The organism is Pseudoxanthomonas sp. LjRoot125, assembly GCF_964252705.1.
Lineage (GTDB): Bacteria > Pseudomonadota > Gammaproteobacteria > Xanthomonadales > Xanthomonadaceae > Pseudoxanthomonas_A.
Map to the genome: position 1 here is coordinate 248,277 of NZ_CAXUOY020000001.1, position 25,755 is coordinate 274,031.

Consider the following 25,755-nt stretch of genomic DNA (forward strand, 5'->3'; position numbering starts at 1 on the left):
CTTACCGCTCGATGATGGCGACGACGCCCATGCCACCGGCGGTGCAGATGGACACCAGTGCGCGGCCGCCGCCGCGCTGCTTCAGTTCCTTCGCGACCGTGGCGACGATGCGCGCGCCGGTGGCGGCGAACGGATGGCCCGTCGCCAGCGACGAGCCGTTGGGATTCATCTTCGCCGGATCGATCTTGCCGAGCGGCGCGTCCAGGCCGAGGCGGTTGCGGCAGTAGTCCTCGCTCTCCCACGCGCGCAGCGTGCACAGCACCTGCGCGGCGAAGGCTTCGTGGATCTCGTAGATGTCGAAATCCTGCAGCGTGAGGCCGTTGCGCTTGAGCATCTCCGGCACGGCCACCGTCGGCGCCATCAGCAGGCCTTCGCCGTGGACGAAGTCGACCGCCGAGACCTGCGCGTCCCTCAGGTACGCGAGCGGCTCGTGGCCGTGCGCCCTCGCCCACTCGTCGCTGGCCAGCAGCACCGCTGCCGCGCCGTCGGTCAGCGGGGTGGAGTTGGCGGCGGTCAGCGTGCCGCGGCCCGAGGTCTTGTCGAAGGCCGGCTTCAGCGTGGCGAGCTTCTCCAACGATGTGTCGGGACGCAGGATGTTGTCGCGCTCGAGGCCGCGGAACGGCGCGATCAGGTCGTCGAAGAAACCGCGCTCATACGCGGCGGCCAGCTTGCGGTGCGACGCCACCGCCAACTCGTCCTGCGAATCGCGCGAGATGTTCCACTCCTTCGCCATGTCTTCGCAGTGGTCGCCCATGCTCTTGCCGGTGCGCGGCTCGGCCACGCCGGGGAACTCGGGCTTCAACTCGCTGAACTTGAAGCCGCTGACCAGCGCCTTCAGCTTGTCCTGCGTGGTCTTCGCCCGATTGGCGGCCAGCAGGCGCGCGCGCAGCTTCTTGCCGTAGACGATCGGCACTTCGGAGGTCGTATCCGAACCGCCGCCGATGCCGGAGTCGATCTGGCCCAGTGCGATCTTGTTGCCGATGTGGATGATGGTGTCCAGGCTCGTGCCGCAGGCGCGCTGCAGCGTGATGCCCGGGGTCAGCGGCGACAAGCCGGAGGAAAGCGCGGCTTCGCGGCCCAGGTTCCAGTCGGAGGAATGCTTGATCACTGCGCCCATCGCCACTTCGCCGAGCTGCTGGCCGTGCAGGCCGAAGCGCTCGACCAGCGCGCCGAGCGTGCGCACCGACATGCCCAGGTTCCCCACATCCGCGTAGGCCGTGTTCTGGCGGCAGAACGGAATGCGGACGCCGCCGAGGATGGCGACGGGGCGGGGTGCGGGCATGGGGACCTCTGTGCGGATGGCGATGGGAGGGTGAAGATGCGCCTGCGTACGGCAGGCATAATGGGGGAGTGTAATCCGCCCCTCCACCGCCTCCAACCGCCGACATGACTCGATCCACAACCAGCCCTGTCGTGATGGGCGTGATGGCCCTGGAACTGGCGGCCGGCCGCATGCCGCAGCAGGCGGCACTGCCCGCCGCGGAGGCGAGCGCGCTGGCGGAAAAGCTGGGGCGCGACCTCGCCACGCATGCGCCGCAGGTCCGTGACCTGGATCTCGTCCTGGCCGCCGCGCATTTCGACCCCGCGGAAGCGCTGCGACCCGGCTGGTCGCTGCACCAGCGCCTGCGCGAACTGCACCAGCGCGCGCCGGGGCGCGGTGAAGGCGCGCGGCTCATTGCGTTCGGCGCCGACGATACCGGTGACATCCCGATGCCGCTGCAGGCGGAGGAAGGCTTGCGCGGCGGCCTGCTGCGCGTGGTGCCGTTCCTGCTGGTCGGCGATGACCATACGGTTGCCGCTGTCGATGAACGGTTGGAATCCGTCCTGCTGGAAACCGGCATGGCGCAGGCCGACACCGCGCTGCTGGCGCAGACCGCGTTCGGCGCGCAGGTCGAGCATGCGCGCTACATGACGCTGAACGACCTGGCCGCGATGACCGCCATGCAGTACGAACATGGCGGGCTCGGTGCGCTGTGGCCGGTGATCGAAACCGCACTGATGGCGCCGGGCGAGGAACAGTGGCTGGACGCCGTGCCGGAGCCGCTGCTGCGCTACGCGAACGGCGAAGTCCACATCGCGCTGTTCGAACCGATGGCCTGGCGCGCGCGCTACGCCACGCAGGAAGCGACCGACGAACGCCTGGAGCGCGCCTACCAGCACTTCCAGGCGCGCCAGCAGCAGATCGCAGCGGTGCTGGAATCCCATGGCATCCCGGTCACGTTCGCGCACTGCCCCGGCAAGGCCGATCCGCGCACCTCGCTGAGCGCGTGAACCACGCGACCACGGCGCGCGCCGTGGCCGCGCCAGTGATTACTGGGTGACCTTGATGATGCCGCACGCGACGCGCGCGCCGGCATTGCCGGCCGGCTGGCTCGCGTAGTCGTCCGCCGCCGCGTGCACGATCAGCGCGCGTCCGGACACGTCGTTGACCGCGCCGCCGCCGAGGGTGACGCCGTCCAGGTGCACATTGATCTTCGCCACGCCTTCGGCATCGGCGGTGAGGTTGTTCATGTCGCCCGCGTGGTGCGCGCCGCTGCCCGCCTTGCCGTGCGCGGCATTGAAGGGATTGAAGTGCGGACCGGCGCTGCTCGCGTCGGCGGCGCTGCAATCGCCCTTCTCGTGGATATGGAAGGCATGCGTGCTGTTGGCGGGCAGGCCGCCGATTTCGCCGGTCAGGTGCAGGCCCTTGCCCATCGGCATCAGGGTGACGCTGCCGCTGACGCGGCTGGCCGAAGCCGATGCCAACACCGCGATCGCCTGCTTGGCGGTGCTGGTGGTGGGAATATCCGGCGTGGACGCCTTGGGCGTCGACGGCGTGGTACTGCACGCGGCGAGTGCGAGGGCCGACGCGGCGGCCAGCAGGGCGATGCGCATGGAAATCTCCGGAGGCAGGTCGTGGCCCGCCACCGTAACGGCCGCTACCTTCATGTTCAATGAAAGCAGCGCGCCGCGCTCACCCGCGCTTGCGGCCCGGCCCCAGCTTGCGTGTCACCGTGTTGCGTCCCACGCCCAGCTTCACCGCGGCTTCCGCGCGACGGCCGTGGGTCAGCTCCAGCGCGACTTCCAGCAGGGTGCGGTCGAGCCGCTCCCGCGCTTCGGCATGCAGCGCTTCCGCGCCTTCCAGCAGGCGTCGGCGCGCCCACTCGGCCAGCGCGTGGTCCCACTCGCCGCGGCCGCCGCCGGCAATGGGCGCATGCGACAGCGCGCCCTGCAGGTCGGTGGTGTTGATGACATCGGCGGGTGCCAATGCCGCCAGGCGCCAGCACACGTTCTCGAGTTCGCGCACGTTGCCGGGCCAGTCATGGGCCTGCAGCAGGTCGAGCGCGGCGTTGGCGAAGCGCTTGGGCGCGATGTCGAGCTTGCGCGTGGCCATCGTCAGGAAGTTCTCCGCCAACTGAGGCACGTCCGCGCGGCGTTCGCGCAGCGGCGGCAATTGCAGTCGGACGACGTTGAGGCGGTGCAGCAGGTCGGCGCGGAAGCGGCCTTCGGCGACGAGGCCATCGAGGTCCTGGTGGGTCGCGGCGATCACGCGCACGTCGACCCGGATCAGCTCGCGCCCGCCGACGCGGAAGAATTCGCCTTCGGCCAGGACGCGTAGCAGGCGCGTCTGCAGCGGCAGCGGCATGTCGCCGATTTCATCGAGGAACAGCGTGCCGCCGTCGGCCTGTTCGAAACGGCCGATGTGGCGCTTCTGCGCGCCGGTGAACGCGCCGGCCTCGTGGCCGAACAGTTCGCTCTCCAGCAACTCGGCCGGAATCGCGGCCGTGTTCAATGCCACGAACGGTTTGCGCGAGCGCGGAGATTCGTGGTGCAGCGCGTGCGCGACCAGTTCCTTGCCGGTACCGGTTTCGCCGGTGATGAGCACCGACAGCGGCGCCTGCGCCAGGCGGCCGATCGCACGGAACAACGCACGCATGGCGGGGGTGTCGCCGATCAGCTGCGGCGTGGCGTTGCGCGCATCGCTTTCGGGGATGGTGTCGGCGACGTCGCCCGCATCCGGCAGGGTACGCGCGGCCAGTGCGACCGCATCATCGAGGTCGAAGGGCTTGGAGAGGAATTCGTGGGCCCCGCCGCGGAAAGCCCCGGCGGTACTCGCCACGTCGGTGTACGCCGACATCACGATGACCGGCAGCTGCGGGTGCGTGGCCTTCAGTTTGTCGAGCAGCACCAGGCCATCGTCGCCGGGCATGCGCACGTCGGTGAACAGCAGGTCCGGCGCGCCGCGCGCGCCCAACGCCTGCAGCGCCGCCGCCGCACTGTCGAAACCGTCGACCGCATACCCGGCATCGCGCAACGCGGTGGCCAGGACGAAACGCACCGAGCGGTCGTCGTCCACGACCCAGATGCGGCGGGCGTCGGCGGCGGTGGCCGCCGCCAGGCGGTCAGTGGACATGACGTTCCTCGTCGGTGTCGTGCAGCGATTGCGGCAGCATCAGGGTGAAGACCGTGTGGCCGGGACGGGAGCGGTAGGCCAGCGTGCCGCGGTGTTCGCGGGCGACCTGCTGGGCCAGGGCCAGGCCCAGTCCGCTGCCTTCGGCGCGGCCGCTCACGAGCGGCAGGAACAGGTGTTCCGCCAGCTCTTCCGGCACGCCGCGACCGTCGTCGACGATCTCCACCCGCAGCGCCATCGCATGCAGGTGATCGTGGATGCGAGATCCGTGTTCGACACGGGTACGCAGGATGATGTTGGCCGCACCCGCCTGGATGGCGTTGCGGACCAGGTTCCATACCGCCTGGGTCAGCCGGTCGGCGTCGCCGTCGAGCTCGGGCAGGCTGGGGTCGTAGTCGCGCTGCAGGCGCACCGACCAGCCGCCTTCGTTCTCGGCCAGCCGCAGCACGCGCTCAAGCACGGCATGGATGTTGAGCGGCGCATGCGGTCGTTGCGGGACCGGCGACAGCAGCTGCTCAAGCAGGTTGTTGAGGCGGTTGATCTCCGATTCGATCAGGCTGATCAGCTCGCGCTCGTCGTCGTTGTCATCGCGCTGCACGGCGCGGCGCGCCAGCAGCTGGGCGGCGCCCTTCAGGCCCGCCAGCGGATTGCGCAGTTCGTGGGCCAGGCCCTTCAGTGCGGCGCTCAGGGCATTGGGCAGCGCCTGGGTCGGGTCCAGGGCCGGGAACTCGTCGACCGGGTGGGCTTCCAGCAGCCAGCCGCCGCCATCCAGCCGGGACAGCCAGCCTTCGGCGAAGCGGGGCGACTCGCCCGGCATGCCCAGGGCTAGCCGGTGCAGGCGCAGGACGTCGCGGTCGGTGTTGTCCAGGAAGCGCGCCATGGCGTCGCCTTCGATCTCCAGGGCCGCCAGCGGTTGTCCCAGCAGGCGGCGGGTACTGACGCCCAGCCAACGGGCGAAGGCCGGGTTTACGCCGAGGATCTGGCCGGCGGCGTCCGCCCAGGCCACCGGCGTACTGAGGGCGTCGGTGGTGGGCTCGATGCGCATGCGGAAAACGTCCGGGGACGACATTGCACCAGTTTAGTGCAAAGCCGTCCCCGGCAAACCCTCAGGCCTCGTAGGCCGATTCGCCGTGCGAGGCGATGTCCAGGCCCTCGCGCTCGGCGTCTTCAGCCACGCGCAGACCGAACACGACCTTGGCGATCAGGAAGCCGATCACCGAGACCACGCCGATCCAGACGATCGTCAGGCCGACACCCGTCGCCTGCTTGATGACCTGTCCCACCAGATCGAAGTCCTCACCACCCTGGCCACCCCACGCCGGGTTGTAGAACACGCCGGTCAGGATCGCGCCGACAATGCCGCCCACGGCATGCACGCCGAACACGTCGGCGGTGTCGTCGACCTTCAGCAGGCGCTTCAGGCCGGTGACGCCCCATACGCAGGCGATGGCGGCGATGAAGCCGATGGCCACGGCACCGAACGGACCCACCAGGCCGGCGGCCGGGGTGATGCCGACCAGGCCGGCGACCGCGCCCGAGGCCACGCCCAGCGCGGACGACTTGCCCTTGAGGATCTTCTCGGCCAGCGCCCAGGCGATCACCGCCGCGGCGGTCGCGACCAGCGTGTTGATGAAGGCCAGCGCGGCGCCCGCGGTCGCTTCCAGGTTGGAGCCGGCGTTGAAGCCGAACCAGCCCACCCACAGCAGCGACGCACCGACGTAGGTCAGGGTGACGTTGTGCGGCTTCAGTGCAGTCTGTCCGTAGCCCAGGCGCTTGCCGACGAAGTACGCCCCGATCAGGCCGGCCACGCCCGCATTGATGTGCACCACGGTGCCGCCGGCGAAATCCAGCGCGCCCAGTTCGAACAGATAGCCACCGGTGGCCCACACGATGTGCGCGATCGGCAGATAGCCGAAGGTGAACCAGATCACCGAGAACAGGATGACCGCGGCAAACTTCATGCGCTCGGCGAACGCACCGACGATCAGCGCGCCGGTGATGCCGGCGAACGTCGACTGGAACGCGACGAACACGTACTCGGGCAGGCTGACGCCGTCGGTGAAGGTGGCGGCCAGCGTGTCGATGCCGACGCCCGTCAGGAACAGCTTGTCCAGGTTGCCGATCCATTGGCCCTCGCCCGAGAACGCCAGGCTGTAGCCGTAGACGATCCACAGCACGACCAGCAGCGAGAACACGGTGATCACCTGCACCAGCACGGACAGCACGTTCTTCGAACGCACCATGCCGCCGTAGAACAGGGCCAGGCCCGGCACCACCATCAGCAGCACCAATAGCGTGGACGTCAGCATCCACGCCACGTCGCCCTTGTCGACCACCGGCGCGGCGGCCGGGGCTTCTTCTGCAGGCGCGGCAGCGGCTTCCGCCGGGGCCGCAGCCGCTTCCACGGGAGCGGCGGCCGCTTCGACCGGTGCAGGCGCAGCGTCGGCAGCGGGGGCGGCTTCGGCAGCGGGAGCTTCAGTCGTGGGTGCGGCAGTGTCTTGCGCGGCGAACACGGTGGCGGTCGCGCCCACCGTCATCAGGCCGAACAGCGCGGCCATGCACAGCATCCGGGTACGGGTCTTCCACCCGGAGAACAGTCGAGTCTTCATGTGGGGGCTCCGAGTGTTAGAGCGCGTCCGCGCCGACTTCGCCGGTACGGATGCGGATGACCTGGTCGATGGTGGTGACGAAGATCTTGCCGTCGCCGATCTTGCCGGTGCCGGCCGCCTGCTGGATCGCCTCGATGACGGCATCCAGTCGCTCGTCGGTGACGACGGTTTCGATCTTGATCTTCGGCAGGAAATCGACGACGTACTCGGCGCCGCGGTACAGCTCGGTGTGGCCCTTCTGCCGGCCGAAGCCTTTCACTTCGGTCACGGTGATGCCGGACACGCCTGCTTGCGACAAGGACTCTCGGACCTCGTCAAGCTTGAACGGCCGGATGATGGCGGTGATCAGTTTCATGCGCATACCCCGATGGTGGATGGAACCGGCCGACCGAAGCCGGCCGGTGGTTTCAAGGCACCCGTGCGCACAACCCCCTGGCGGCGCGCACGTTTCCGGTGCGGAGCGATGCATGAACCGCACCCGTGCCCGCCGCGATCATGTGCGGCGGAAACGGATGACGTGGGAGGGAGCTGCGGTTCATGGACCTCTCCTGTGTTTCCCCAAGTACAGCGTTGGTGCGATCTCCAGGAATCGAAGACAGGTGTTGCCCCGGTTCCCCAACCGGGCGGACGCATCGCGACGCGATGCGTTCGAGAGGGTGCGGCGATGGCGACGGGTGGGAGGGGTGATCCGTCGCCATCGCCGCGAGAACTCAGTGCGCGACCGCTGCGGTGCGGAGGACCTCGGGAAGGCCCTCCGCATGCGTGGCGATGAGCGCGTACGACGGCATCAGTTGGCGTAGTACAGCTGGTATTCCAGCGGGTGCGTGGCCGCGCGGAACTTGGTCACTTCCTGCATCTTCAGCGCGATGTACGCATCGATGAAGTCGTCGGTCATCACGCCGCCGGCCTTGAGGAAGTCGCGGTCCTTGTCCAGCGCTTCCAGCGCCTGGTCCAGGCTGGAGCACACCTGCGGGATGTTCTTCTCTTCTTCCGGCGGCAGGTCGTACAGGTCCTTGTCGCTCGGCGCGCCCGGGTCGATCTGGTTCTTGATGCCGTCCAGGCCGGCCATCATCAGCGCGGTGAAGGTCAGGTAGCCGGACTGCAGCGGATCGGGGAAGCGGATCTCGATGCGGCGCGCCTTCGGGTTGGCCACCCACGGAATGCGGCACGAAGCGGAACGGTTGCGCGCCGAGTAGGCCAGCATCACCGGCGCTTCGAAGCCCGGCACCAGGCGCTTGTAGCTGTTGGTGCCCGAGTTGGCGAACGCATTGATCGCCTTGGCGTGCTTGAAGATGCCGCCGATGTACCACAGCGCCATCTGCGACAGGCCGCCGTAACCGTCACCGGTGAACAGGTTGGTGCCGCCCTTGGCCAGCGACTGGTGCACGTGCATGCCGCTGCCGTTGTCGCCGACGATCGGCTTGGGCATGAAGGTGGCGGTCTTGCCGTTGCGGTGGGCCACGTTGCGGACCACGTACTTCATGCGCTGCAGTTCGTCGGCCTTCTGCACCAGCGTGTTGAACTTCGCGCCGATCTCGCACTGGCCGGCGGTGGCGACTTCGTGGTGGTGCACTTCGACTTCGATGCCGACCTGTTCCAGCGTCTTGCACATCTCGGCGCGCAGGTCGTGCAGCGAATCGGTCGGCGGCACCGGGAAGTAGCCGCCCTTGATGCCCGGACGGTAGCCGCTGTTGGCGCCGTCGTAGCTCTTGCCGCTGTTCCAGGCGCCTTCTTCGGAATTGATCTTGAAGAACGCGTGGCCCATGTCGTTGGCGAATTGCACGGAATCAAAGATGAAGAATTCCGGTTCCGGGCCGAAGAAGGCGACGTCGGCGATGCCGCTGGCCTTCAGGTGGGCTTCGGCGCGCTTGGCGATGCCGCGCGGATCGCGCGAGTAGCCCTGCATGGTGGCCGGGTCGAGGATGTCGCAGATCAGCACCAGGGTCGGATCGGCATAGAACGGATCGAGGTAGGCGCTGCTCGGGTCGGGCAGCAGCACCATGTCGGACTCGTTGATGCCCTTCCAGCCCGAGATCGACGAGCCGTCGAACATCTTGCCGTCCTCGAACAGCGAGGCGTCCACGATGCTGACCGGGAAGGTGACGTGCTGTTCAACACCGCGCATGTCGACGAAGCGCAGGTCGACGAACTCGACCTTGTTGTCCTTGATCAGCTTTTCAACATTCTCCACAGACATCTTGGAACCTCGGGTTGGATAAGGATGTATCGGGATACAGCAATCCTCGTGCCAACCCAAAAGTCACTTCAAGTCATTGATTTTATTGAGCTGGGTTGACACAGCTTTCACGTCCAATCCCCATGGTGGTGCACATTTCCCGCACTCATCCCTAAAACGGTGCATAGGGCTTTCCACTATCCTCTTCCGCTTTCCGCCGCCCCCTGCGCCCATGACCGACCTGCTCGCCGCGCTGCTGCTCGGCATCCTCGAAGGCCTGACCGAATTCCTGCCGGTCTCCAGCACCGGCCACCTGCTGATCGCCCAACACTGGCTGGGCCAACGCTCGGACTTCTTCAACATCGTCATCCAGGCCGGCGCGATCCTGGCCACCACGCTGGTGTTCCGCCGCCGGATCTGGGAGCTGGCCACCGGCTGGCGCGATGCCGCCACGCGCGACTACGCGATGAAACTGGCCGTGGCCTTCCTCGTCACCGCCTTCGTCGGCCTGCCGGTGCGGTTGGCGGGCTGGGAGCTGCCGGAGACCGTCACCCCGATCGCCTGGGCGCTGATCCTGGGCGGCCTATGGATGCTGGTGGCCGAGCATTTCGCCGAGAAGCGCGGCGACGTGGCGACCATTACGTGGAAGGTCGCGGTGCTGGTCGGCCTGGCCCAGGTCGTGGCGGGCGTGTTCCCGGGCACGTCACGCTCGGCGGCGGCGATCTTCATGGCGATGCTGGCCGGCACCAGCCGGCGCTCGTCGGCGGCGGAGTTCGTGTTCCTGGTGGGCATCCCCACGATGTTCGCGGCCAGCGGTTACGCCTTCCTGGAGCTGGTGAAGGACAACGCGCTGGGTAGCGAGAACTGGGGCGAGGTCGCCCTGGCGTTCGCAGCAGCGACCGCGACGGGCTTCGTGGTGGTGAAGTGGCTGCTGGGCTTCATCAAGGCACATCGTTTCACCGGCTTCGCGATCTATCGCATCGTGCTGGGCGCGCTGCTGCTCCTGCTGATGCCGGTCGGAAGCTGATCGCCCTTCACCCCGTTCCAACCGCTCGCGCGTTTGCATAGGCCACCCTTGGAGAAGACGCCATGAAACGACTGCTGCTGCTCGCCCTGCCCCTCGCACTGGCCGGCTGCCCGAAGCCGGCCGAAGAGACCCCCGCCCCTCCTGCCGCGGTGGCCCCCGCGGCCGCACCCGTCGCCGCTCCCGCCGATGGCGCGCTGCTGCCGAAGTACCACTGGCGCTTGACCTCGGCGACGGATGCGCAAGGCCAACGCATCGACGCGCTGTTCGCCCAGCCCGACAAGCCGGTGACCCTGGATTTCCGCGACGGGCGCCTGGGCATTTCCAACACCTGCAATCGCATGGGCGGCAGCTACACGCTGGCCGACGGCTCGCTGACCGCCGGACGCCTGATGTCGACGAAGATGGCCTGCGCCGACGCCAAGCTGATGGCGCTCGACGACGAAGTCGGCAAGCGCCTGGAAGGCACGCTGAAACTGGCGACCACCGCGACCGGCGATGCGCCCACGCTGACCCTCACCACCGCCACCGGCGACACGCTCGCCTTCACCGGCGAACCCACCGCCGAAACGCGTTACGGCGGCCCGGGCGAGCGCGTGTTCCTGGAAGTGGCCGCGGACACCAAGCCTTGCAACCATCCGCTGATCCCGGACATGCAATGCCTGCAGGTCCGCGAGATCCAGTACGACGACAAGGGCCTGAAGGTCGGCACGCCCGGTGAGTTCCAGCACTTCTACGACAGCATCGAGGGCTACACCCACGAGCCGGGCATCCGCAACGTGCTGCGCGTGGATCGCTACACGGTGAAGAATCCGCCGGCGGACGCGTCCAACCGCGCCTACGTGCTGGACATGGTGGTGGAGTCCGCCAACGAGAAGAAGTGACGCGTTCGGCGGTGGCGCGTCGCCGGTATAGTGGCGCGCCACCGGACTGGATGCGTCACTGATGAGCCCTGCAAGGAACGCCTCCTCCCTCTCCTGGGTCGTCGTCATTGGGTTGGCCATCTCAGCGGCGGCCATGTGGCTTCCTGCGTTGTGGACGCCGTTCTGGGGCGACGACTATGTGTTCCTGCATGCGGCACACGCGACAAACGCGAGTGGTGCGCCGTGGTGGTCGGATTTCTGGCCTTCATCGCCGGTGCGCTTCTGGCGACCGCTGTCGCAGGAAGCGTACTGGCGCTTCATCGATGCCGTCCTGCATGGGAATGCCTTCGCCGCGCATGCGGTGAACCTGGGGCTGCACTTGCTCGCGTCGGTGGGCGTCGGCCTGCTCGGATACCACGTGGCGCGCGCCTGCACATGGCAAAGCGCCGGCAGGATCGCTGCGCTGGCCGGTGTCGTGTACGGTGCATTGACGGTGCATGTTCTGCCCGTGCATTGGGTGGCCGCCGCCAACAACGCGCTGCTCTCGCTGTTCACGACCCTGGCGCTGGCCGCTTGGATCGGCGCGCGGGATGCCAAGGGCGCCGTACGCATGGCGCTGCTGGCATCGGTGCCGGCATCGGTCGCGCTGGCCCTGCTCTGCAAGGAATCCGCCGCGCTCACGCCCGGCTTGATCCTGGTGATGGCCGCCTTCGTCGGTGTTCGCCGACCGAAGGCGGACGAGATCGTCGCGTGGCTGTCGACGGTCGTCGTGGTCGCCGTGTGGCTGGTGTTGCGCGGACGATTCACCGCCAATACCGATGCGGCCTACGAACTCGGTCTCGGCAGCCATGTGGTGCGCAATGCGGCTTCGTTCGCCGCCTGGCTGCTCAACGTCCCACGCGAAGCGCTGCGCATGGCCGTCGCTGGCGAGCGACTGCCCGGGCTGGCCTGGATCGTCGCTACGGCGCTGCCGATGCTGGGAGCCTGGGCGCTCGCGTTCCGGCACGGACGCCGCACGCTGGCGACGCGGCAATGGCTGGCCCTGCCCCTCTTCGCCGTGCTGGCCTATGCGCCCTACTTCCTGTTCGCCTGGAACAGCTACGAGTACTACGCCGCCATCGCCGTCATCCTGCCCATCATCGCGATGGCGCGCGGCATCGTGGATACACCGCGCGCGCTGGCGGTCGCCGCGCTCATCGCCGTTTCGTCATGGATCGCCGTGGAAGGTACGCGCAGGCTCGAGCATCCGGGACTGATCGGACGCGCCCGCTGGGCGGAGGCCACGCTGCAGTCCCTGGAAAAACAGCCCGCACCGACCATGCCCTTGCATGTCAGCGTGGCGGACGCACAGCGCTTCTACGCCATCGGCGCATGGGGGCTCGCGTGGCGGCTCGATGTTCCGTTGCACGACATCCGCATCGTTCACGAATGCCCTGCAACGGGGACCTGCCTCGTCATCGACGACGCCGGGCTTGCACGCTGGCGGCTCGACGGCGAGTGACGACGGGGACGGCTCAGGCCGGCACCGCCGTGGCGCGGCGCCTGAGCACGACCCGCGTGCGGGGCCAACGATCGTGCCAGCCTCGAGGATCTTCATCCTCTGCGAGCAGGACGGAAAACGCTTCGAACGGAACCACGCGGCTCAGGCTGCGCAGCAACGCCTGCCGGAAGCCTATCCGGTCCCCCGACTCGTCGACCACACGCGTGCCGGTAAGCAACTTGCCGATCGTGGTCCCGGTCAGTCCTTCCATCGCGGTGTAGTACAGAACGATGGCCGCAAGCCCGATGAGCTGGTCTTGCCACCAAGCCAGGGTTTCCACCCATTCGAAGACTGCCTCGCCCCCCACGATCCCTGCACCGACCATGGCCAGGAACAGCAGGCCCACCACCATGCACCGATCGATCAGCCAATGGATGAAACGGCGTAGCTTCGTAGCCGGGATGAGCGTCGCCGCAGCGACCGCGGGATCCAGAATGGAGCTGGCGGGACTTTCGTAAGGATTGCCCTCAGCCCCAGCGTTCATGCATGGCCCGCATTCAAGGTATAGGTGCCGTGCACCGCGGCTTCGGCCAGCACATGGCCCTGCATCGCACGCTCAACATCGTGGGCAGTGAAGCGCTTCGGCAAGTCCAGCGTCGCCACATCCAGCGCGAACAGGCGGAAGAAGTAACGGTGCACGCGCAGATCGTTGAACGGCGGATAGGGACCGTCGTAACCGGAATAGTCCCCGCCCATCTGCGCATCGCCGGCGAACCAGCCGGTGTAGTCGTTCAAACCCTGGCGTGCGCCAGCCGGACCTTGGGGGTGCTGTTTGCCACGTGCGGTGACGCCATCGCTGCAGCTGCCGGCCGCAATCGTGCGTATGTCCGGCGCGATGTCCGCCATCGCCCAGTGGATGAAATACGCACGCGGTTGTTCGACCGGGATCTGCACGTCCTCGCGCCCGACCGTTTCAGGCACGGTCGGCGCGTCCGGATCGATGCAGAGCAGGGCGAAGGATGCGGTTCCGTCGGGGACGCCATCCCATGCCAAGTGCGGGTTGCGGTTGGGCGCGAAGCCATCGGGCTGCCCCATCGCGAACTCGGCCGGGATGGGACGGGTGTTTTCGAAACTGTCGCTCCAAACGCGCATGCGCGGCTCCTGTCGCAGATGGGAATCAGGCTGCCGGATAGCCCAGTCTTACCGCGACGGGCGTGAGCACGGCGAACGGCACGGCGAGCGCATCGGTGTACTGGCGCCAGTGGCCGGCGGCGAAGCCCTCGTTGCCCGCTTCCGGCGGAACGGCAAGCCGGGTGCCGCCGAGCGCCTGGCTCAGCGCTTCAGCGATGGAAGAAGGCGAGCGTTCGATGCCGTCGAGTCGCACCACCGTGGCGGGATAAAGATCCTGCTCCAGGATCGTGGCGACATGGTCGAGTACCGTCGCCAACCAGTCTGCGGCGGCTTCGATCGAAGAGATCGCGAACATGGCGGGTGAACCGTAGGCGAGCCACTCCAGCAGCATGTCCCGGGGATCGCGCAACGCGACCAGCAGTCGCCCCTCGGGCAAGCGGGGGCGCAGGCCATGGAGCAATGCGTTGTCCCACCAGACCAGCCAGTCCACCACGTTGCCATCGTGGACACCGCGGGAAGGTAGGCCGGCGCGCCAATCCGCAATCAGGCCATCGCCCTTCTTCACGCCGTTCACAAGCTCCTGCACGGTTACATAACGCTGGAATCCATCCCCAGGCGCTCGTTCTGAGAATCGATCGCTCCGCAGGGGAGCACCACTGGCGAAGAACACCGCTGCCATTCGCTCGACGCCGGAACCTGGTGCGCCCCAGAGGAGCAGCGGTCTGCTCGGCGTTTCAGGAGTGATCGATCCTCTTTCCGGCCATGCCTGTGAGGACGCACTGAGAGGGTTCGGCGGCAGGCTGTTGGGCAGATAACCCTCGGCCCGTTTCAGCCAACTGCGCACCGCTTCCGCACGCAGACCTGCGCGGTCCTGCGCCAGCGCCAGCCATCCCAGCAGCGTCTGCCGGATCTCGTCCTGCTGCGCCTGCTGCAACAGGCTTTCAACGTGCGCCACCGCAGCCGCCGGGTCCCGTGCGACCAGCGCATTGACCTTGCGCGCTTGCGCGTCGCTGTGCCCCGGCACGAAATCCAGGATGCGATAGGCGATGGCGTCCGCGTCCTCGCCGCGCCCGGCATGGGCCAGGGCGGCCATCTGCGCTTCCAGCGCGGGCACGGACTCCGGCGCCACGTGCACCCAGCGCGCCGCGACGGCAAGGGCGGCCTCGCTGCCCACGTCTTCGAGCGCCAAGCGCGCCAGCCACAGGTCGGCCGTGCGCGGGTGCAGCGCCAGACATGCTTCGAGCAACGCGCGCCCCCGCTCCTGCTGGCCTTGGGCGTGCCAGAGCTGCAGCAATGCCGACAGCGTGGCGCGGTCGTGGGCGCCCTGGCCCACGGCGTCTTCCAGCAGCGGCTGCGCTTGCTCGAGCTGGTCTGCGCGCAGGCGCAGGTGGCCCGCCAGGCGCTTCAGTCCCGGGGTGGCGCGCGCGGGATCGGCGAACAACGTGCCCAGTGCGTCGGCGGCTTCGTCGAAGCGGCCCTGACGACCCAGCAGATCGGCGATCAGGCCCCACAAGCTGGAGGCAGCCGGATTCTTTTCCACGATGGCGCGAAAGGCCTGCTCGGCGAAGGCCAGGTGTCCCTTGGCCATGTAGATGAAGCCCAGCACGTAGCGCAGCTGCGCGTCGTCCGGCGCCGCCTCGATGGCCTGCGACACCCGCTTCAGCGCGGTATCGGCCTCGCCGCGCTGCAACGCGACCATGCCCTCCACCACCGCCAGTTGCGGATGGTTGGGCGCCACGCGTTCGGCGAGGCGGTTGACCCTTTCGGCCTCATCGAGATCGCCGCGCGCCAACGCCAGCTGGGCCTGCGAGAGATAGGCACCGAACTGATTCGGATCCAGCACGGTCGCCTGGTCCAGGGCCGCCTGTGCCTCGTCGGGACGCCGGCTGCCAACCAGCACGCCGGCGCGCGCAAGGTGCAGTTCGGCATTTTCCGGCGACAGCGCGATGGCGCGGTCGATGCTGGCCAGCGCCGCATCGGCCTGGCCGTTCTGCAGTTGGGCGGCGGACAGCCAGCGCAACGCCTGGGCGTCGGCGGGGCGCTCGGCCACGAGGGTTTCGGCAGCGGTCAGCGCATCGGCCGTGGCGCCGCGGCGCAGGGCTTCGAGGATCGGGTCGTACATCGGACTACCAGCGTTCGGACAAACGTCGATTGTAACGGCGGTTCCGGGCTCAGGCAGCGTCGCCGGCCAGCCGCTCAGCCACCCAGCGCTCGGCATACCCGTCGCCCGCGACGTTCTCGATGAAGGCGCAATGCCCGCCCCAGGGCGCGATCTCCAGCGTGGCCTGGGCCGGCAACGTCCAGCCGCGGAAGGTATCGAAGGGGATGACCGGGTCGTCCTCGGCCATCAGGATGTGTGCAGGCACGGACAGCCCGGACAGCCGATCGCCGCCGATCGCATAGCCGTCGAAATACGCATCCAGCGTGCCGAACGCCGTGTGCCGCTGCACCAGCCAGTCGGTCAGCGCGCGCATGTCGAGCGCCAGCACGGTGTCGTCGAAATCGTGGCGCTGCGGGAACAGGTGGCGCTTGCGCTCCAGCGAGCGGCGCCACTTGCGCGCGAAATACCAGTCGTACAGCGGCAACCCGTTCTCGATGCGCTCCATGGTGGTCGCCGGGTCCAGCAACGGGCATACCGCCGCCACGTGCGCCAGCGCCAGCCCGGCCTGGGGTGCCCTCAGCGCCAGGCGCAGCGCGAAGTTGCCGCCCAGCGAATAGCCGGCCACCCGCATCGGCACGCCGCCGGCGAAGCGCCGCGACACATCCACGGCTGCGTGCACCACTTCATCGAGGCGGTTGGAGTGGAACAGGTCTTCGTTGAGATGGTGGGTATCGCCGTGGTCGCGGAAGTTCAGCCGGAACACATCGAAACCGCGCGACAGCAGTTGTGCCGCCGTCAGTCGCATGTAGCTGGAATCGGCACTGCCTTCCCAGCCGTGCAGCAACAGCACCAGACCGCGCGGTTCGCGGCCCGGCACCTGGCTGAGGAACCCCTGCAGCCGCACCCCGTCGCCACCATCGACGATGTGTTCGGCGGTCACTGCGCCGCTCACCGCCAATGCGCGCAGGCCGCGCCGGCGACGCAGCGCGCTCGAGCCCAGCACCGATTGCAGGTGCGGGTTGCGAAGCCAGCGTGGCGGACGATAGTCGGCGGCTGTGATCATGGGCTCATCGCGGCAGCGTCGGGCCGAGGATGGCACCGCGGGACCGAGTATTCCTTCGATTCCGTCGGAAACCCGTCAACGCCATGGGTCAGGCCGCCGCCATCGCCTGCACGATCCGTTCGCGCGAGAGGTCGGCGATGCGCCGGCGCCCTTCGACGTCGGCGATGCGGATCGGTTCGAGGAAGCAGATGTCCGCCGTCCGCGCCGGCTCGCCGAGCAGGCGCAGGAAGTTGGCGAAGAAACTCTCCTTCGGCCCGAACGCCACCACCGGCTGGGCACTGCCGCGCGCACCGTAGCGCAGCGCGACCGGCTGCACCGGCACGCCGGCTTCGACTGCGGCCAGGAAGATGCGGGCATGGAACGGCCCGACCTCGTGGCCATCGCGCGTGCGGCCTTCGGGGAACACGCCCACCGAACGACCCTCGCGCAGCCGTCGCATCATCGCCTGCAGCACGCCGCCCAGCGATTCTTGGCTGCCGCGCTGGTGGAAGATCGTCTGGCCTTGCGCCGCCAGCCAGCCCACCACCGGCCAGCCGCGGATTTCCTGCTTGGCGACGAAGCCCATCATGCGCTGGCTGTGCAGTGCCTCGATGTCGATCCAGCTGACATGGTTGGCGACGAACATCGTCGGACCCGACAACGGCGTGCCGACCCGGCGCAGGCGGAAACCGAAAATGCGCATCAGCCCACTCGACCACCAGCGCACCGCCACGTCGCCCGCGTTCTCGTCGCCCACCCGGATCCACACCAGCAGCGGCGACAGGCACAGCAGCGTGACCGGCAGGAAGACCAGCAGGTGGATCAGCAGCAGCGGCACGCGATACAGGTAGCGGAATGCCCGCGCGGCGCCATGGGCGCGCGCAACATGAACAGGGGGTGGCGTCATGCCGTCACGATAGCAGGAGTGGACCGGGAGAAGTGAGGCGCGGCCTTGCGATCACGGCATTCCGCAGGGCTCAGCCCTTGGCGCCCGGCACCACTGCCAGGGTCAGGCGCGAGACACAGACCAGCTTGCCCTCGTCGTTCTCGATGCGGATCTCCCACAGCTGGGTGCTGCGGCCCACGTGCAGCGCGCGCGCCGTCCCGGTGACCACGCCGCCGCGCATCGCGCGCACGTGGTTGGCGTTGATTTCCAGGCCCACGACCATCTCCTTGGTCGTGTCCACGCACAGGTTGCCGGCCATGCTGCCCAGCGTTTCGGCCAATGCCACCGAAGCGCCACCATGCAGGATGCCGTAGGGCTGCACCGTGCGCGCATCGACCGGCATGGTGCCGCGCAACCAGTCGTCCCCGGCACCGGTGATGACGATGCCCAGGTTCGAGACCAGCGTATTGCCCGCGTGGGCGTTGAGGGCGGCGAGGTCGACGGGCGCGCGGAAGCTCATGGCGGAACGGGATCCGGAAAGGAAAGCGCAAGGGTACGCCAGCCTGCGCGGTACCCGAAGCGCCACATCGCCTCGGGTGGATCGGCCTTCAGAGGATCGGGACCAGCCCCGCGCCGAACGCGGTGAGCACACGCGTGTACAGCCACTTCGGGCCGACGTTGACCTCGGGAAAATCGCCCACCGACACATAGCAGCGATGGAAGGCCGGATCCTTCGGCGTCACCGGCAGCGGGCAGTCCGGTCCGGGCTGGAATTCGTAACTGGTCGCATACCGCCACGGCCAGATGTCGAAGATCGGCAATGCTTCGGACACCTTGCCCAGGCTGTAGTCCAGGCCCGAGAACACCACCGGCTTGGCACGCGGCGCGATCACCCAGGCGTTGCGGGGCGACATGTCGCGCCGGATGCTGTCCGCGAGCGCCTGGGCGAAGGCGGTGTCCTGGATCACCACCGCCGCCTCGGTGTTGTAGTTCTCCGAGCGCGGGTCGAAGTTGTGCGTGCCGATGACCGCCGTCTCGCCATCGATCACCATCGACTTCGCATGCAGGCCCATGCGGACGCCGGCGCGCTTCAGCGGCAACGGTTCGGAACCGGCACCGCTGCTGAGGAACGACGGCCGCGACTCGGTGCGCTGCAAACGCCGCGTGGTTTCGCCGGAGGATGCACTGGATGAACCCCCGGAGGACGGTCCGATAGAACCCGATGGACCTCGGATGCCGCCGCTGCCGCCGGCCTCGCCACTCGGCGATGAGAGTGGCGGTCCTTCCGGCATCAGCGCGGCGTAGTCGACCGGCGCGTCTTCCGGGAACGGCTTGAACTCGTGGATCTGGAAACCGAACTCGCGCAGGTAGCGGCGCTTGTACTTGAACGACATCGAATAGACGACCGGATTGTCGGTCGCGGCCAGGCTGTTGGTGGACACCACCACCTGCGGCGGCGGCTGGCGCTGCCGCATCTCGCGGAACATCGCCTGCGCCTGCTTCGACATCACCAGGTACGGCGTCTGCAACAGCACTTCCGTCTGAGCGCTGCGGATCAGCGCTTCCAGCTCGGGCGCGGCGGGCGCATCGTCGTCGCGACGTTCGCGCCGGTGCTTCTGCGGCAGGTCGGCGATGTAGCGCACGGCGCCGACGGGGTAGGCGGTATCGACGAAACGCTCGCGGATGACGGCCGGATCGCTGGCATCGGCGCTGGCCGCCTGCACGCGTTCCGGCCGCAGGTAACGCGGCACGGGCATCGCCGGGACGCCTTCGTCCAGCAGCGTGCGACCGACGTCGTTGAGCCGTTCCGCCGGCACGCTGCGCCGCGCCTCCCAGAACAGCTGGAAATTGCGCGCCATCGCCTCCGCCTCGGGGCCGGCGACCAGCACGTCGCGATCGCGAAAGTTGTACTCCGCGTCCCAGTCGTAATAGTCGTCCTGGTAGTTACGGCCACCGCTGATGCCGACGCGTCCGTCCACCAGCAGCAGCTTGGTGTGCATGCGCTGGTTGAACCGACGGAAACAGCACAACACGCTGCCCGCGTAGTCCAGGTAGTTGAGCTTGGCCTTGCCGAAGCTCGGGTTGTAGATCCGGATGGCGAAGTTCTCGTGCGCGCCGGACAGCGCGGCGAGGATCTCCAGGTCGGCAATAGCCGACAGTTGGTCGATCAGCAGGCGCACCTTCACCCCGCGCCGGGCGGCGCCGAGCAATTCGTCCAGCACCAGCCGGGCGCTGTCGTCCTTGTCGAAGATGTAGGTCTGCAGGTCGATGTGCTCGCGCGCGCTGCGGATCAGGTTGAGCCGCGCCAGCAGTGCGTCGGAACCCTGATCCAGGATCACGGCGTAGTGGCGCGGTGCTTCCGGCGTGGACGATGCCCGCGCCTCGTCGCCGAGGTCGTACAGCGGCGAGCGCAGCGCGCAGGCATCGGCCTGGGTGCATTCGACGACCTGCGAGCGTGCGGCGGCGGCGATGCCGGCGGCACGGTCGCGCTGGCGGTCGGAAAGACTGGCGCAGGCGCTGCACAGCAGCGCGAGCCAAAGGACCGCGCAACGCGCGGCGATCACGGCGGCACGACGGTGGTTCACGGCGCCTTTCCGCTCCTGATCCGCGCACGCAGCACGAACACCACGCGGTCACTGACCGCCAGCATCCAGTCGTCCATGTCGTAGTCGCTGCGCCGCACGGCACCGGTGGCCACCACGTCGCAGCCCACGGCGGGGCGCTGGCAGGTCGACGGGGCCACGTCCAGGCTGCGCGGCCGGCTGATGCCCTTGATGCTCAGCTCGCCCTCCAGCTTGCCGCCGTCGTAAAGCAGCATCGGGTCGTACGGCTTGGAGGTGAAGGTGACCACCGGATAGCGGTCGGCATCGAAGAACTTCTCGCTGCGCGCCCAGTCGCCGTAGCGGGGATGGTCGATGATCTCGACATCGCGCGTGTACATGCGCAGGCGCACCTGCTGGCGGCCGTCGGGCAGGTGCTCCACCGAGCCTTCGTACTGGCGGAACACGCCATCCAGCACCTGGCCCCAGCGCGTGCGCAATTCGAACCCGAGCCGCGTGTTGGCCGGATCGAAATCGTTGCGCCCCTGCGCCAGCACCGGCGCGGACAGCAACGCGCCCACCACCAGCGCGGCCAGCCGCAGGCCGGCGGCGGCGTGCGTCATGGCCACCAGAATTCGGAGAGCTGTGCCACGCCCGGTTCGATGGACGCGTCCACCGGCAGGGTCAGCACCACCACGCCCGCCGGCGGCATGCCGCGGTATTCGCTGGTCACGCCGGAATACATCAGGGCCGCCAACTGCTCGAAGCCCGGGTTGTGGCCCACCATCAGCAGGCGCTCGGCCTCGCGATGCTGGTCGGCGAGGTCGGCCAGGGTGCCGGGAGTGGCTTCATAGATGCGCTCCTCGAGCCGCTGTTCGACATAGCCGATCGCCCCCAGCACCGCCTCCAGCGTCTCCCGCGCCCGGCGCGCCGGCGAACACAGCACCCGGTCGGGTACCAGGCCCTTGTCCTTCATCCAGGCCGCGACCGATTCGGCCTCGGCCAGGCCCTGCGGCGAAAGGGGACGGTCCAGGTCGGACTGGCCGGTGGTGGCCGGTTCGGCATGCGCGTGGCGCAGCAGGATGAGTTCACGCATGGGACGCTTGCTCCTTAGGCCTCAGGCCTTCTTGATCCATTTCAACAACGGTTCCCAGTCGGCCTGGTGGTCGCGGACCTGGGCCGAGCGGTAATCGAACAGGCTGCGCCCCAGTCCCACCAGCACCACGTAGGCCTGGGTGTCGCGCAATTGGGTAACCACCGGGTACGGCCAGGTCTTCAGCATCTCCACGGCCTGCTGCGAGGCATTGGTCCAGGGCTTGGTGCGGTTGACCACCAGCCCCACCGGCAGCTTGCGCTTGTGCACGCGCGGCACCTTGGCCAGCGTGTTGAGGAAGCCGACCGTGGCCTCGATGTCCAGCGCTGAAGGCAGCACCGGCACCACGACGGCATCGGCATGTTCCAGGAAGCTGTCCAGGTCGTCGGCCATCGCACCGGCGGGCGCATCGACGACCACGCGTTCGGCGTCGTCCGGCAGCCAGGCGCGCCAGGCGCGCTTGCCGCTGGCATCGATCGGCAACACCGCGCTTTCCAGTTCGGCGCGGCGTTCGGCCCAGCGGGTGGAGGAGTGCTGAGGATCCGCATCCACCAGCACCGTGCGTTTGCCATCGAGTGCGAAGTACGCGGCCAGATTGGTCGCCAGGGTGGTCTTGCCCGCGCCGCCCTTGGAGCTGGCGACCAGAATCGTCTTCATGCGCGCACCTCGTTGCCCGGGGAGCCCGCAGGGTACACCGGCCTTGGTGAAGCGGGAACCGGCGTCCGGGAACCGGGGATGAAGCCCCACCACCGTCGTTCCCCGCCGCGCACGCCCTTGCTATCGTGCCCGTCCCCACGGACCGGCCGCCCCATGAACGAACTGCAGGACCTCACCGCGCTGATCCGCGCCAACACCCCGCTGATCGTCATCGAGACGCAGGACGAGGCCCGCGTGGTGGAGCTGTTCCGACAGGCCCTGGCCCAGGTGTGGCGGGCGCTGTTCCGCTGGAGCATCACCGAAGGCCTGCGACGTCTGGACATGGACCGCGAGGACGACGCCGTCGGCCCGCCCGACGCCAGCGCCGCCCTGCAGGCCATCAAGCAGGCCGAGCAGCGCGGCATCTACCTGCTGTTCGATTTCCATCCCTACCTGGGCTACGCCAGCAGCCAGCGGCAGCTGCGCGACATCCTGCAGCGCCGCCACACCCTGCCGCACGTGGTGGTGCTGGTCGGCGCGAAGATCGAGCTGCCGGCCGAACTCGAGGCGCTCGCGGTGCGCTTCAGCCCGCGCCTGCCCGATGGCCCGGCGCTGCTGAAGATGGTCCGCGAGGAAGCCGAACACTACGCCCGCGAACACGGCGGCCGCCGGGTCGAAGCCGATGGCGAGGCGGTGAAGCAGATCGTGCGCAACCTGCAGGGCCTGAGCCTGGTCGACGCGCGCCGGATCGCCCGCCAGCTGATCTTCAACGATGGCGCGCTCAGCGCGAGCGACCTGCCGGCGCTGAACAAGCTGAAGTTCGAACTGCTGAACCGCAGTGGCCACCTGCATTACGAGTACGACACGGCGAAGTTCGCCGACGTCGCCGGCGCGTCGCGGCTGAAGCGCTGGATCGAGCAGCGCCGCGCGGTGTTCGTTTCCGGCAATCCGCCGCCGGGCCTGGACCTGCCCAAGGGCGTGCTGCTGCTCGGCGTGCAGGGCTGCGGCAAGTCGATGCTGGCCAAGGCCACGGCCGCCGGTTTCGGCGTGCCGTTGCTGCGGCTCGACTTCGGCACGCTGTACGACAAGTACCACGGCGAGACCGAGAAGAACCTGCGCTCTGCGCTGGCTTCCGCAGAGCAACTGGCGCCGTGCGTGCTCTGGATCGACGAAATCGAGAAAGGCCTGGCCAGCGGCGGCGACGAAGACGGTGGCGTCTCGCGCCGCGTGCTCGGCTACCTGCTCACCTGGATGGCCGAGCGCAAGGCCGGTGCGGGTAGCGGGCAGGTGTTCCTCGTGGCTACCGCGAACCAGGTGCAGGACTTGCCGCCGGAACTGCTGCGCAAGGGCCGCTTCGACGAGATCTTCTTCGTCGACCTGCCTTCGCCCGAGGCGCGCGTGGAGGTGCTGCGCGTCCACCTGTCGCGTCGCCAGCTGGACCCGGAAGGCTTCAACCTGCCGGCGCTCGCCGCCGCGGCCAACGGCTTCTCCGGCGCAGAGTTGGAACAGGCCATCGTCTCGGCCCTGTACGCCGCGCATGCGGAACAGAAGCCACTGGACACCGACGTGGTGATGCACGAGATCCGCAACACGCGCCCGCTGTCGGTGCTGATGGCCGAGCAGGTGCAGGCGCTGCGCGAATGGGCACGCGAGCGGACGGTGCCGGCGGATTGAGCGCCCGGCGCCGCGCGCTCCGTCAGAACGTCGTCGTGTTCCGCAGATACAGGTCGAGCGTGTAAGCGAACGCGTACTCGCGCAGCTTCGCCACCTGTTCCCTCTGGAAACCGTCCGGGTCCATGAAGGCCTTCGGATCCTTGCTGGTTTCGGCATGCGCCCGCACCGCCTTCGAGAAGGCTTCGAACTCACCCGCGCAGCTAGCGTAGGCAGCCGTCGCCACCTCGGTCGGCGTTCCCTTCACCGGCGTCAGCGCCTTGGTGAAGCGTCGTGCGTAGTCAGCGTGGCAATCCAGCACCGCCTTGGCGTGCGGGTCGTCGCCAAACAAAGGGTCGGGTGCGGCATGCACCTCGGCCGGCACAGCAGCAATTGCCATGGTTGCTGCAAGGACAAGCGCGTTCAATCGCATAAGCTCCTTCCCGTGGATGATCTGCCAGTGAGTGGGGCGCCGCAGCCCTGATCGGGGTGCGGAAGCGCAGGTCCTTGTAGCACCCCCATTGATGCGACGCCACGGATCACTACGCATCTCGCGCACGTCAGGCCATCATCTCCACCGCCGAGCCACTCACCCGCACGCCTTGCTGGAGGTCGTGGGGCACCTCCACCTGCAGCAGGCTGGGTCGGCCGAGGTCGTGGCCCTGCAGGATGCGGAAACGGCGCGTGTCGGGCAATGCATCCTGCGTCGCCAGGTAGGCACCCAGCGCGGCCGCCGCCGCGCCGGTGGCGGGATCTTCCACCACGCCGCCCGGCGGGAAGGGATTGCGCGCGTGCAGCGTGTGCGCGTCTTCGCGCCAGACCAGGTTCACCGTGGTCCATCCACGCGCCGCCATCAATGCGGACAGCGCATCGAAGTCGTAGTGCAGGTCGGCGAGCCGCGCACGCGAGGCGACGGCGATGACCGGATGCCAGGCGCCCGCATATGCGACGGCAGGCGGCAGGGTGGGATCGAGATCGTCGCGATGCCAGCGCAACACCGCCAGCACGCGGTCGAGATCCGTCACGTCGAGTGCGTCGACGCGCGGCGCCACGCTGGTGAGGGTGGCGGCGAAGTCGGCGTCGACGGTCACGCGTACACGCCCTGCTTGTGTATTCAGTACAAGATCCCCCGGACCTTGCTGATGCGCGTACGCGACCATCGCCGCGATCGTCGCGTGTCCGCAGAAGCTGACTTCGGCCAACGGGCTGAAGTAGCGCACGTCGAGTTCGCCGTCTTCGCGCGGCAGCAGGAAGGCGGTTTCGGAATAGCCGACGTCCGCGGCGATGCGCTGCATGGCGTCGTCGGACAGGCCGCGCGCGTCCAGGACGACGCCCGCCGGATTGCCACCGGCCGGATCGGTGGTGAATGCGCTGTAGCGCAGGATCGCGGGGCTCATCGTGTTTCTCCTTCGAGGGCGACGGTCGTCGGCTTTTCCAGGCGCACGACCAGATAGCGCAAGAAGAACTGCGTCAGTGGCCCAACGCCGAAGGCGAACACCAGCGTGCCCACGCCCACCACGCCGCCGAGCACGACGCCGATGGCGAGCACGGTGACTTCGATCAGCGTACGGATGCTGCGGATCGACCAGCCGGTGCGGCGTGCGAGACCCGTCATCAGGCCATCGCGCGGGCCCGGCCCCAACTGCGCGCCGATGTACAGCGCGGTGGCGATGGCGCACAGCACCACGCCGGCCAGCAAGTAGGCGCAGCGCAGCGGCAGGCCTTCCGGCGTGGCCAGCCAGGCGAGGTTGAGGTCGGCGAAGGGTCCCAGCAGCAGCGTATTGGCCAGCGTGCCCAAGCCCGGCATCTGGCGCAGTGGGATCCACGCCAGCAAGACGGCGACCGCGGTGAGGATCATCACCGTGCCGAACGACAGCGGCAGGTGGTGCGACACGCCCAGGTGGAACACGTCCCAGGGCGAGGCCCCGACCGCGCCTTCGATCATCAGCGCGATGGCCAGGCCGTACAGCCACAGACCGACGAACAAACGCAGCAGGCGTTCGGGGAGGCGACCGGCCTTGAGCTGGGCGAGGGGGCCGAGGTTGGCCAGTCCGATGGAAGACGTGGGTTTCATAGGGCCACCTTCCGCCCGATTGGCTCTTTTCGATAGAGCCAATCATGCGATAGTGGCCCC

General features: G+C 68.3%; 25 protein-coding genes. 5 read left to right on the forward strand and 20 right to left on the reverse strand.

Features of this window, described 5'->3' with window-relative positions; translation table 11 throughout:
* Position 1: 1 nt before the first annotated feature.
* Complete coding sequence (locus tag ACSION_RS01165) at positions 2–1,282, reverse strand: acetyl-CoA C-acetyltransferase (protein ID WP_435304487.1); 1,281 nt, start codon at positions 1,280–1,282, stop codon at positions 2–4.
* Between the two features lie 104 nt (positions 1,283–1,386).
* Between ACSION_RS01165 and ACSION_RS01170 the strand changes: the two genes are divergently transcribed.
* The gene (locus ACSION_RS01170; protein WP_435304488.1) at positions 1,387–2,271 is read left to right on the forward strand and encodes a hypothetical protein; all 885 of its coding nucleotides are present in this window, start codon (positions 1,387–1,389) and stop codon (positions 2,269–2,271) included.
* A gap of 39 nt (positions 2,272–2,310) precedes the next feature.
* On the opposite strand, the gene ACSION_RS01175 is transcribed toward ACSION_RS01170, so the two are convergent.
* The 6 genes from ACSION_RS01175 to glnA all read right to left on the reverse strand — a co-directional run bounded on the left by ACSION_RS01175 (position 2,311) and on the right by glnA (position 9,196).
* The gene (locus tag ACSION_RS01175) at positions 2,311–2,880 is read right to left on the reverse strand and encodes a superoxide dismutase family protein (protein WP_435306635.1); all 570 of its coding nucleotides are present in this window, start codon (positions 2,878–2,880) and stop codon (positions 2,311–2,313) included.
* A gap of 73 nt (positions 2,881–2,953) precedes the next feature.
* Positions 2,954–4,393: a nitrogen regulation protein NR(I) gene (gene ntrC / locus ACSION_RS01180; RefSeq protein WP_435304489.1), complete on the reverse strand. Its 1,440-nt coding sequence runs from the start codon at positions 4,391–4,393 to the stop codon at positions 2,954–2,956.
* Positions 4,383–5,435 carry a two-component system sensor histidine kinase NtrB gene (locus ACSION_RS01185; RefSeq protein WP_435304490.1) on the reverse strand — a complete coding sequence of 351 codons (1,053 nt, stop codon included), beginning with the start codon at positions 5,433–5,435 and terminating at the stop codon, positions 4,383–4,385. The genes ntrC and ACSION_RS01185 overlap by 11 nt, the downstream gene beginning before the upstream one ends.
* 61 nt (positions 5,436–5,496) lie before the next feature.
* Complete coding sequence (locus ACSION_RS01190) at positions 5,497–6,999, reverse strand: ammonium transporter (RefSeq protein ID WP_435304491.1); 1,503 nt, start codon at positions 6,997–6,999, stop codon at positions 5,497–5,499.
* A gap of 16 nt (positions 7,000–7,015) precedes the next feature.
* A complete protein-coding gene (locus tag ACSION_RS01195) occupies positions 7,016–7,354 on the reverse strand; it encodes a P-II family nitrogen regulator (RefSeq protein ID WP_056880236.1) in 339 nt (112 codons plus the stop codon).
* 432 nt (positions 7,355–7,786) lie between these two features.
* Positions 7,787–9,196, reverse strand: coding sequence for a type I glutamate--ammonia ligase (gene glnA, locus ACSION_RS01200; protein WP_435304492.1), 1,410 nt, complete (start codon positions 9,194–9,196; stop codon positions 7,787–7,789).
* 211 nt (positions 9,197–9,407) lie between these two features.
* Between glnA and ACSION_RS01205 the strand changes: the two genes are divergently transcribed.
* From ACSION_RS01205 to ACSION_RS01215, 3 genes are all read left to right on the forward strand, one after another.
* Entirely contained in the window at positions 9,408–10,202 is a 795-nt protein-coding gene (locus ACSION_RS01205) for an undecaprenyl-diphosphate phosphatase (RefSeq protein WP_435304493.1), read from the forward strand.
* Between the two features lie 62 nt (positions 10,203–10,264).
* Complete coding sequence (locus tag ACSION_RS01210) at positions 10,265–11,083, forward strand: DUF4377 domain-containing protein (protein ID WP_435304494.1); 819 nt, start codon at positions 10,265–10,267, stop codon at positions 11,081–11,083.
* Between the two features lie 61 nt (positions 11,084–11,144).
* Positions 11,145–12,563 carry a hypothetical protein gene (locus ACSION_RS01215; RefSeq protein ID WP_435304495.1) on the forward strand — a complete coding sequence of 473 codons (1,419 nt, stop codon included), beginning with the start codon at positions 11,145–11,147 and terminating at the stop codon, positions 12,561–12,563.
* A 13-nt stretch (positions 12,564–12,576) separates the two neighbouring features.
* On the opposite strand, the gene ACSION_RS01220 is transcribed toward ACSION_RS01215, so the two are convergent.
* The 10 genes from ACSION_RS01220 to ACSION_RS01265 all read right to left on the reverse strand — a co-directional run bounded on the left by ACSION_RS01220 (position 12,577) and on the right by ACSION_RS01265 (position 21,992).
* Entirely contained in the window at positions 12,577–13,086 is a 510-nt protein-coding gene (locus ACSION_RS01220; RefSeq protein WP_435304496.1) for an RDD family protein, read from the reverse strand.
* Positions 13,083–13,694, reverse strand: coding sequence for a YbhB/YbcL family Raf kinase inhibitor-like protein (locus ACSION_RS01225; RefSeq protein WP_435304497.1), 612 nt, complete (start codon positions 13,692–13,694; stop codon positions 13,083–13,085). The genes ACSION_RS01220 and ACSION_RS01225 overlap by 4 nt, the downstream gene beginning before the upstream one ends.
* Before the next feature lie 25 nt (positions 13,695–13,719).
* A complete protein-coding gene (locus ACSION_RS01230) occupies positions 13,720–15,795 on the reverse strand; it encodes a tetratricopeptide repeat protein (protein ID WP_435304498.1) in 2,076 nt (691 codons plus the stop codon).
* Between the two features lie 49 nt (positions 15,796–15,844).
* Positions 15,845–16,834 (reverse strand): YheT family hydrolase, encoded by a 990-nt coding sequence (locus tag ACSION_RS01235; RefSeq protein ID WP_435306636.1) that lies wholly within the window; start codon positions 16,832–16,834, stop codon positions 15,845–15,847.
* 91 nt (positions 16,835–16,925) lie between these two features.
* Positions 16,926–17,723 (reverse strand): lysophospholipid acyltransferase family protein, encoded by a 798-nt coding sequence (locus tag ACSION_RS01240; RefSeq protein ID WP_093488919.1) that lies wholly within the window; start codon positions 17,721–17,723, stop codon positions 16,926–16,928.
* Between the two features lie 70 nt (positions 17,724–17,793).
* Entirely contained in the window at positions 17,794–18,222 is a 429-nt protein-coding gene (locus ACSION_RS01245) for a hotdog fold thioesterase (protein WP_435304499.1), read from the reverse strand.
* 88 nt (positions 18,223–18,310) lie between these two features.
* Positions 18,311–20,287, reverse strand: coding sequence for a phospholipase D family protein (locus ACSION_RS01250; RefSeq protein WP_435304500.1), 1,977 nt, complete (start codon positions 20,285–20,287; stop codon positions 18,311–18,313).
* Positions 20,284–20,865, reverse strand: a complete 582-nt coding sequence (locus tag ACSION_RS01255) for a YceI family protein (protein ID WP_435304501.1) — start codon at positions 20,863–20,865, stop codon at positions 20,284–20,286. The genes ACSION_RS01250 and ACSION_RS01255 overlap by 4 nt, the downstream gene beginning before the upstream one ends.
* Positions 20,862–21,338, reverse strand: a complete 477-nt coding sequence (locus ACSION_RS01260; RefSeq protein ID WP_093488925.1) for a SixA phosphatase family protein — start codon at positions 21,336–21,338, stop codon at positions 20,862–20,864. Before ACSION_RS01260 ends, ACSION_RS01255 begins: the two co-directional genes overlap by 4 nt.
* Before the next feature lie 21 nt (positions 21,339–21,359).
* On the reverse strand, positions 21,360–21,992 hold the full coding sequence (locus ACSION_RS01265; protein ID WP_435304502.1) for a ParA family protein: 633 nt from the start codon (positions 21,990–21,992) through the stop codon (positions 21,360–21,362).
* Positions 21,993–22,145: 153 nt separating this feature from the next.
* Between ACSION_RS01265 and ACSION_RS01270 the strand changes: the two genes are divergently transcribed.
* A complete protein-coding gene (locus ACSION_RS01270; protein WP_435304503.1) occupies positions 22,146–23,645 on the forward strand; it encodes an AAA family ATPase in 1,500 nt (499 codons plus the stop codon).
* 22 nt (positions 23,646–23,667) lie between these two features.
* On the opposite strand, the gene ACSION_RS01275 is transcribed toward ACSION_RS01270, so the two are convergent.
* The 3 genes from ACSION_RS01275 to ACSION_RS01285 form a co-directional block, all read right to left on the reverse strand.
* Complete coding sequence (locus ACSION_RS01275; RefSeq protein WP_435304504.1) at positions 23,668–24,048, reverse strand: hypothetical protein; 381 nt, start codon at positions 24,046–24,048, stop codon at positions 23,668–23,670.
* A 133-nt stretch (positions 24,049–24,181) separates the two neighbouring features.
* A complete protein-coding gene (locus ACSION_RS01280; protein WP_435304505.1) occupies positions 24,182–25,018 on the reverse strand; it encodes a PhzF family phenazine biosynthesis protein in 837 nt (278 codons plus the stop codon).
* Positions 25,015–25,695, reverse strand: a complete 681-nt coding sequence (locus ACSION_RS01285) for a YczE/YyaS/YitT family protein (protein ID WP_435304506.1) — start codon at positions 25,693–25,695, stop codon at positions 25,015–25,017. Before ACSION_RS01285 ends, ACSION_RS01280 begins: the two co-directional genes overlap by 4 nt.
* Positions 25,696–25,755: the final 60 nt, after the last annotated feature.

Excerpts from the sequence above, each read along its gene's own strand:
- ACSION_RS01165 (WP_435304487.1), bottom strand. The coding sequence starts at position 1,282 with ATGCCCGCACCCCGCCCCGTCGCCATCCTCGGCGGCGTCCGCATTCCG.
- ACSION_RS01170 (WP_435304488.1), top strand. The coding sequence starts at position 1,387 with ATGACTCGATCCACAACCAGCCCTGTCGTGATGGGCGTGATGGCCCTG.
- ntrC (WP_435304489.1), bottom strand. The coding sequence starts at position 4,393 with ATGTCCACTGACCGCCTGGCGGCGGCCACCGCCGCCGACGCCCGCCGC.
- ACSION_RS01185 (WP_435304490.1), bottom strand. The coding sequence starts at position 5,435 with ATGCGCATCGAGCCCACCACCGACGCCCTCAGTACGCCGGTGGCCTGG.
- ACSION_RS01190 (WP_435304491.1), bottom strand. The coding sequence starts at position 6,999 with ATGAAGACTCGACTGTTCTCCGGGTGGAAGACCCGTACCCGGATGCTG.
- ACSION_RS01195 (WP_056880236.1), bottom strand. The coding sequence starts at position 7,354 with ATGAAACTGATCACCGCCATCATCCGGCCGTTCAAGCTTGACGAGGTC.
- glnA (WP_435304492.1), bottom strand. The coding sequence starts at position 9,196 with ATGTCTGTGGAGAATGTTGAAAAGCTGATCAAGGACAACAAGGTCGAG.
- ACSION_RS01205 (WP_435304493.1), top strand. The coding sequence starts at position 9,408 with ATGACCGACCTGCTCGCCGCGCTGCTGCTCGGCATCCTCGAAGGCCTG.
- ACSION_RS01210 (WP_435304494.1), top strand. The coding sequence starts at position 10,265 with ATGAAACGACTGCTGCTGCTCGCCCTGCCCCTCGCACTGGCCGGCTGC.
- ACSION_RS01215 (WP_435304495.1), top strand. The coding sequence starts at position 11,145 with ATGAGCCCTGCAAGGAACGCCTCCTCCCTCTCCTGGGTCGTCGTCATT.
- ACSION_RS01220 (WP_435304496.1), bottom strand. The coding sequence starts at position 13,086 with ATGAACGCTGGGGCTGAGGGCAATCCTTACGAAAGTCCCGCCAGCTCC.
- ACSION_RS01225 (WP_435304497.1), bottom strand. The coding sequence starts at position 13,694 with ATGCGCGTTTGGAGCGACAGTTTCGAAAACACCCGTCCCATCCCGGCC.
- ACSION_RS01230 (WP_435304498.1), bottom strand. The coding sequence starts at position 15,795 with ATGTACGACCCGATCCTCGAAGCCCTGCGCCGCGGCGCCACGGCCGAT.
- ACSION_RS01240 (WP_093488919.1), bottom strand. The coding sequence starts at position 17,723 with ATGACGCCACCCCCTGTTCATGTTGCGCGCGCCCATGGCGCCGCGCGG.
- ACSION_RS01245 (WP_435304499.1), bottom strand. The coding sequence starts at position 18,222 with ATGAGCTTCCGCGCGCCCGTCGACCTCGCCGCCCTCAACGCCCACGCG.
- ACSION_RS01255 (WP_435304501.1), bottom strand. The coding sequence starts at position 20,865 with ATGACGCACGCCGCCGCCGGCCTGCGGCTGGCCGCGCTGGTGGTGGGC.
- ACSION_RS01260 (WP_093488925.1), bottom strand. The coding sequence starts at position 21,338 with ATGCGTGAACTCATCCTGCTGCGCCACGCGCATGCCGAACCGGCCACC.
- ACSION_RS01265 (WP_435304502.1), bottom strand. The coding sequence starts at position 21,992 with ATGAAGACGATTCTGGTCGCCAGCTCCAAGGGCGGCGCGGGCAAGACC.
- ACSION_RS01270 (WP_435304503.1), top strand. The coding sequence starts at position 22,146 with ATGAACGAACTGCAGGACCTCACCGCGCTGATCCGCGCCAACACCCCG.
- ACSION_RS01280 (WP_435304505.1), bottom strand. The coding sequence starts at position 25,018 with ATGAGCCCCGCGATCCTGCGCTACAGCGCATTCACCACCGATCCGGCC.
- ACSION_RS01285 (WP_435304506.1), bottom strand. The coding sequence starts at position 25,695 with ATGAAACCCACGTCTTCCATCGGACTGGCCAACCTCGGCCCCCTCGCC.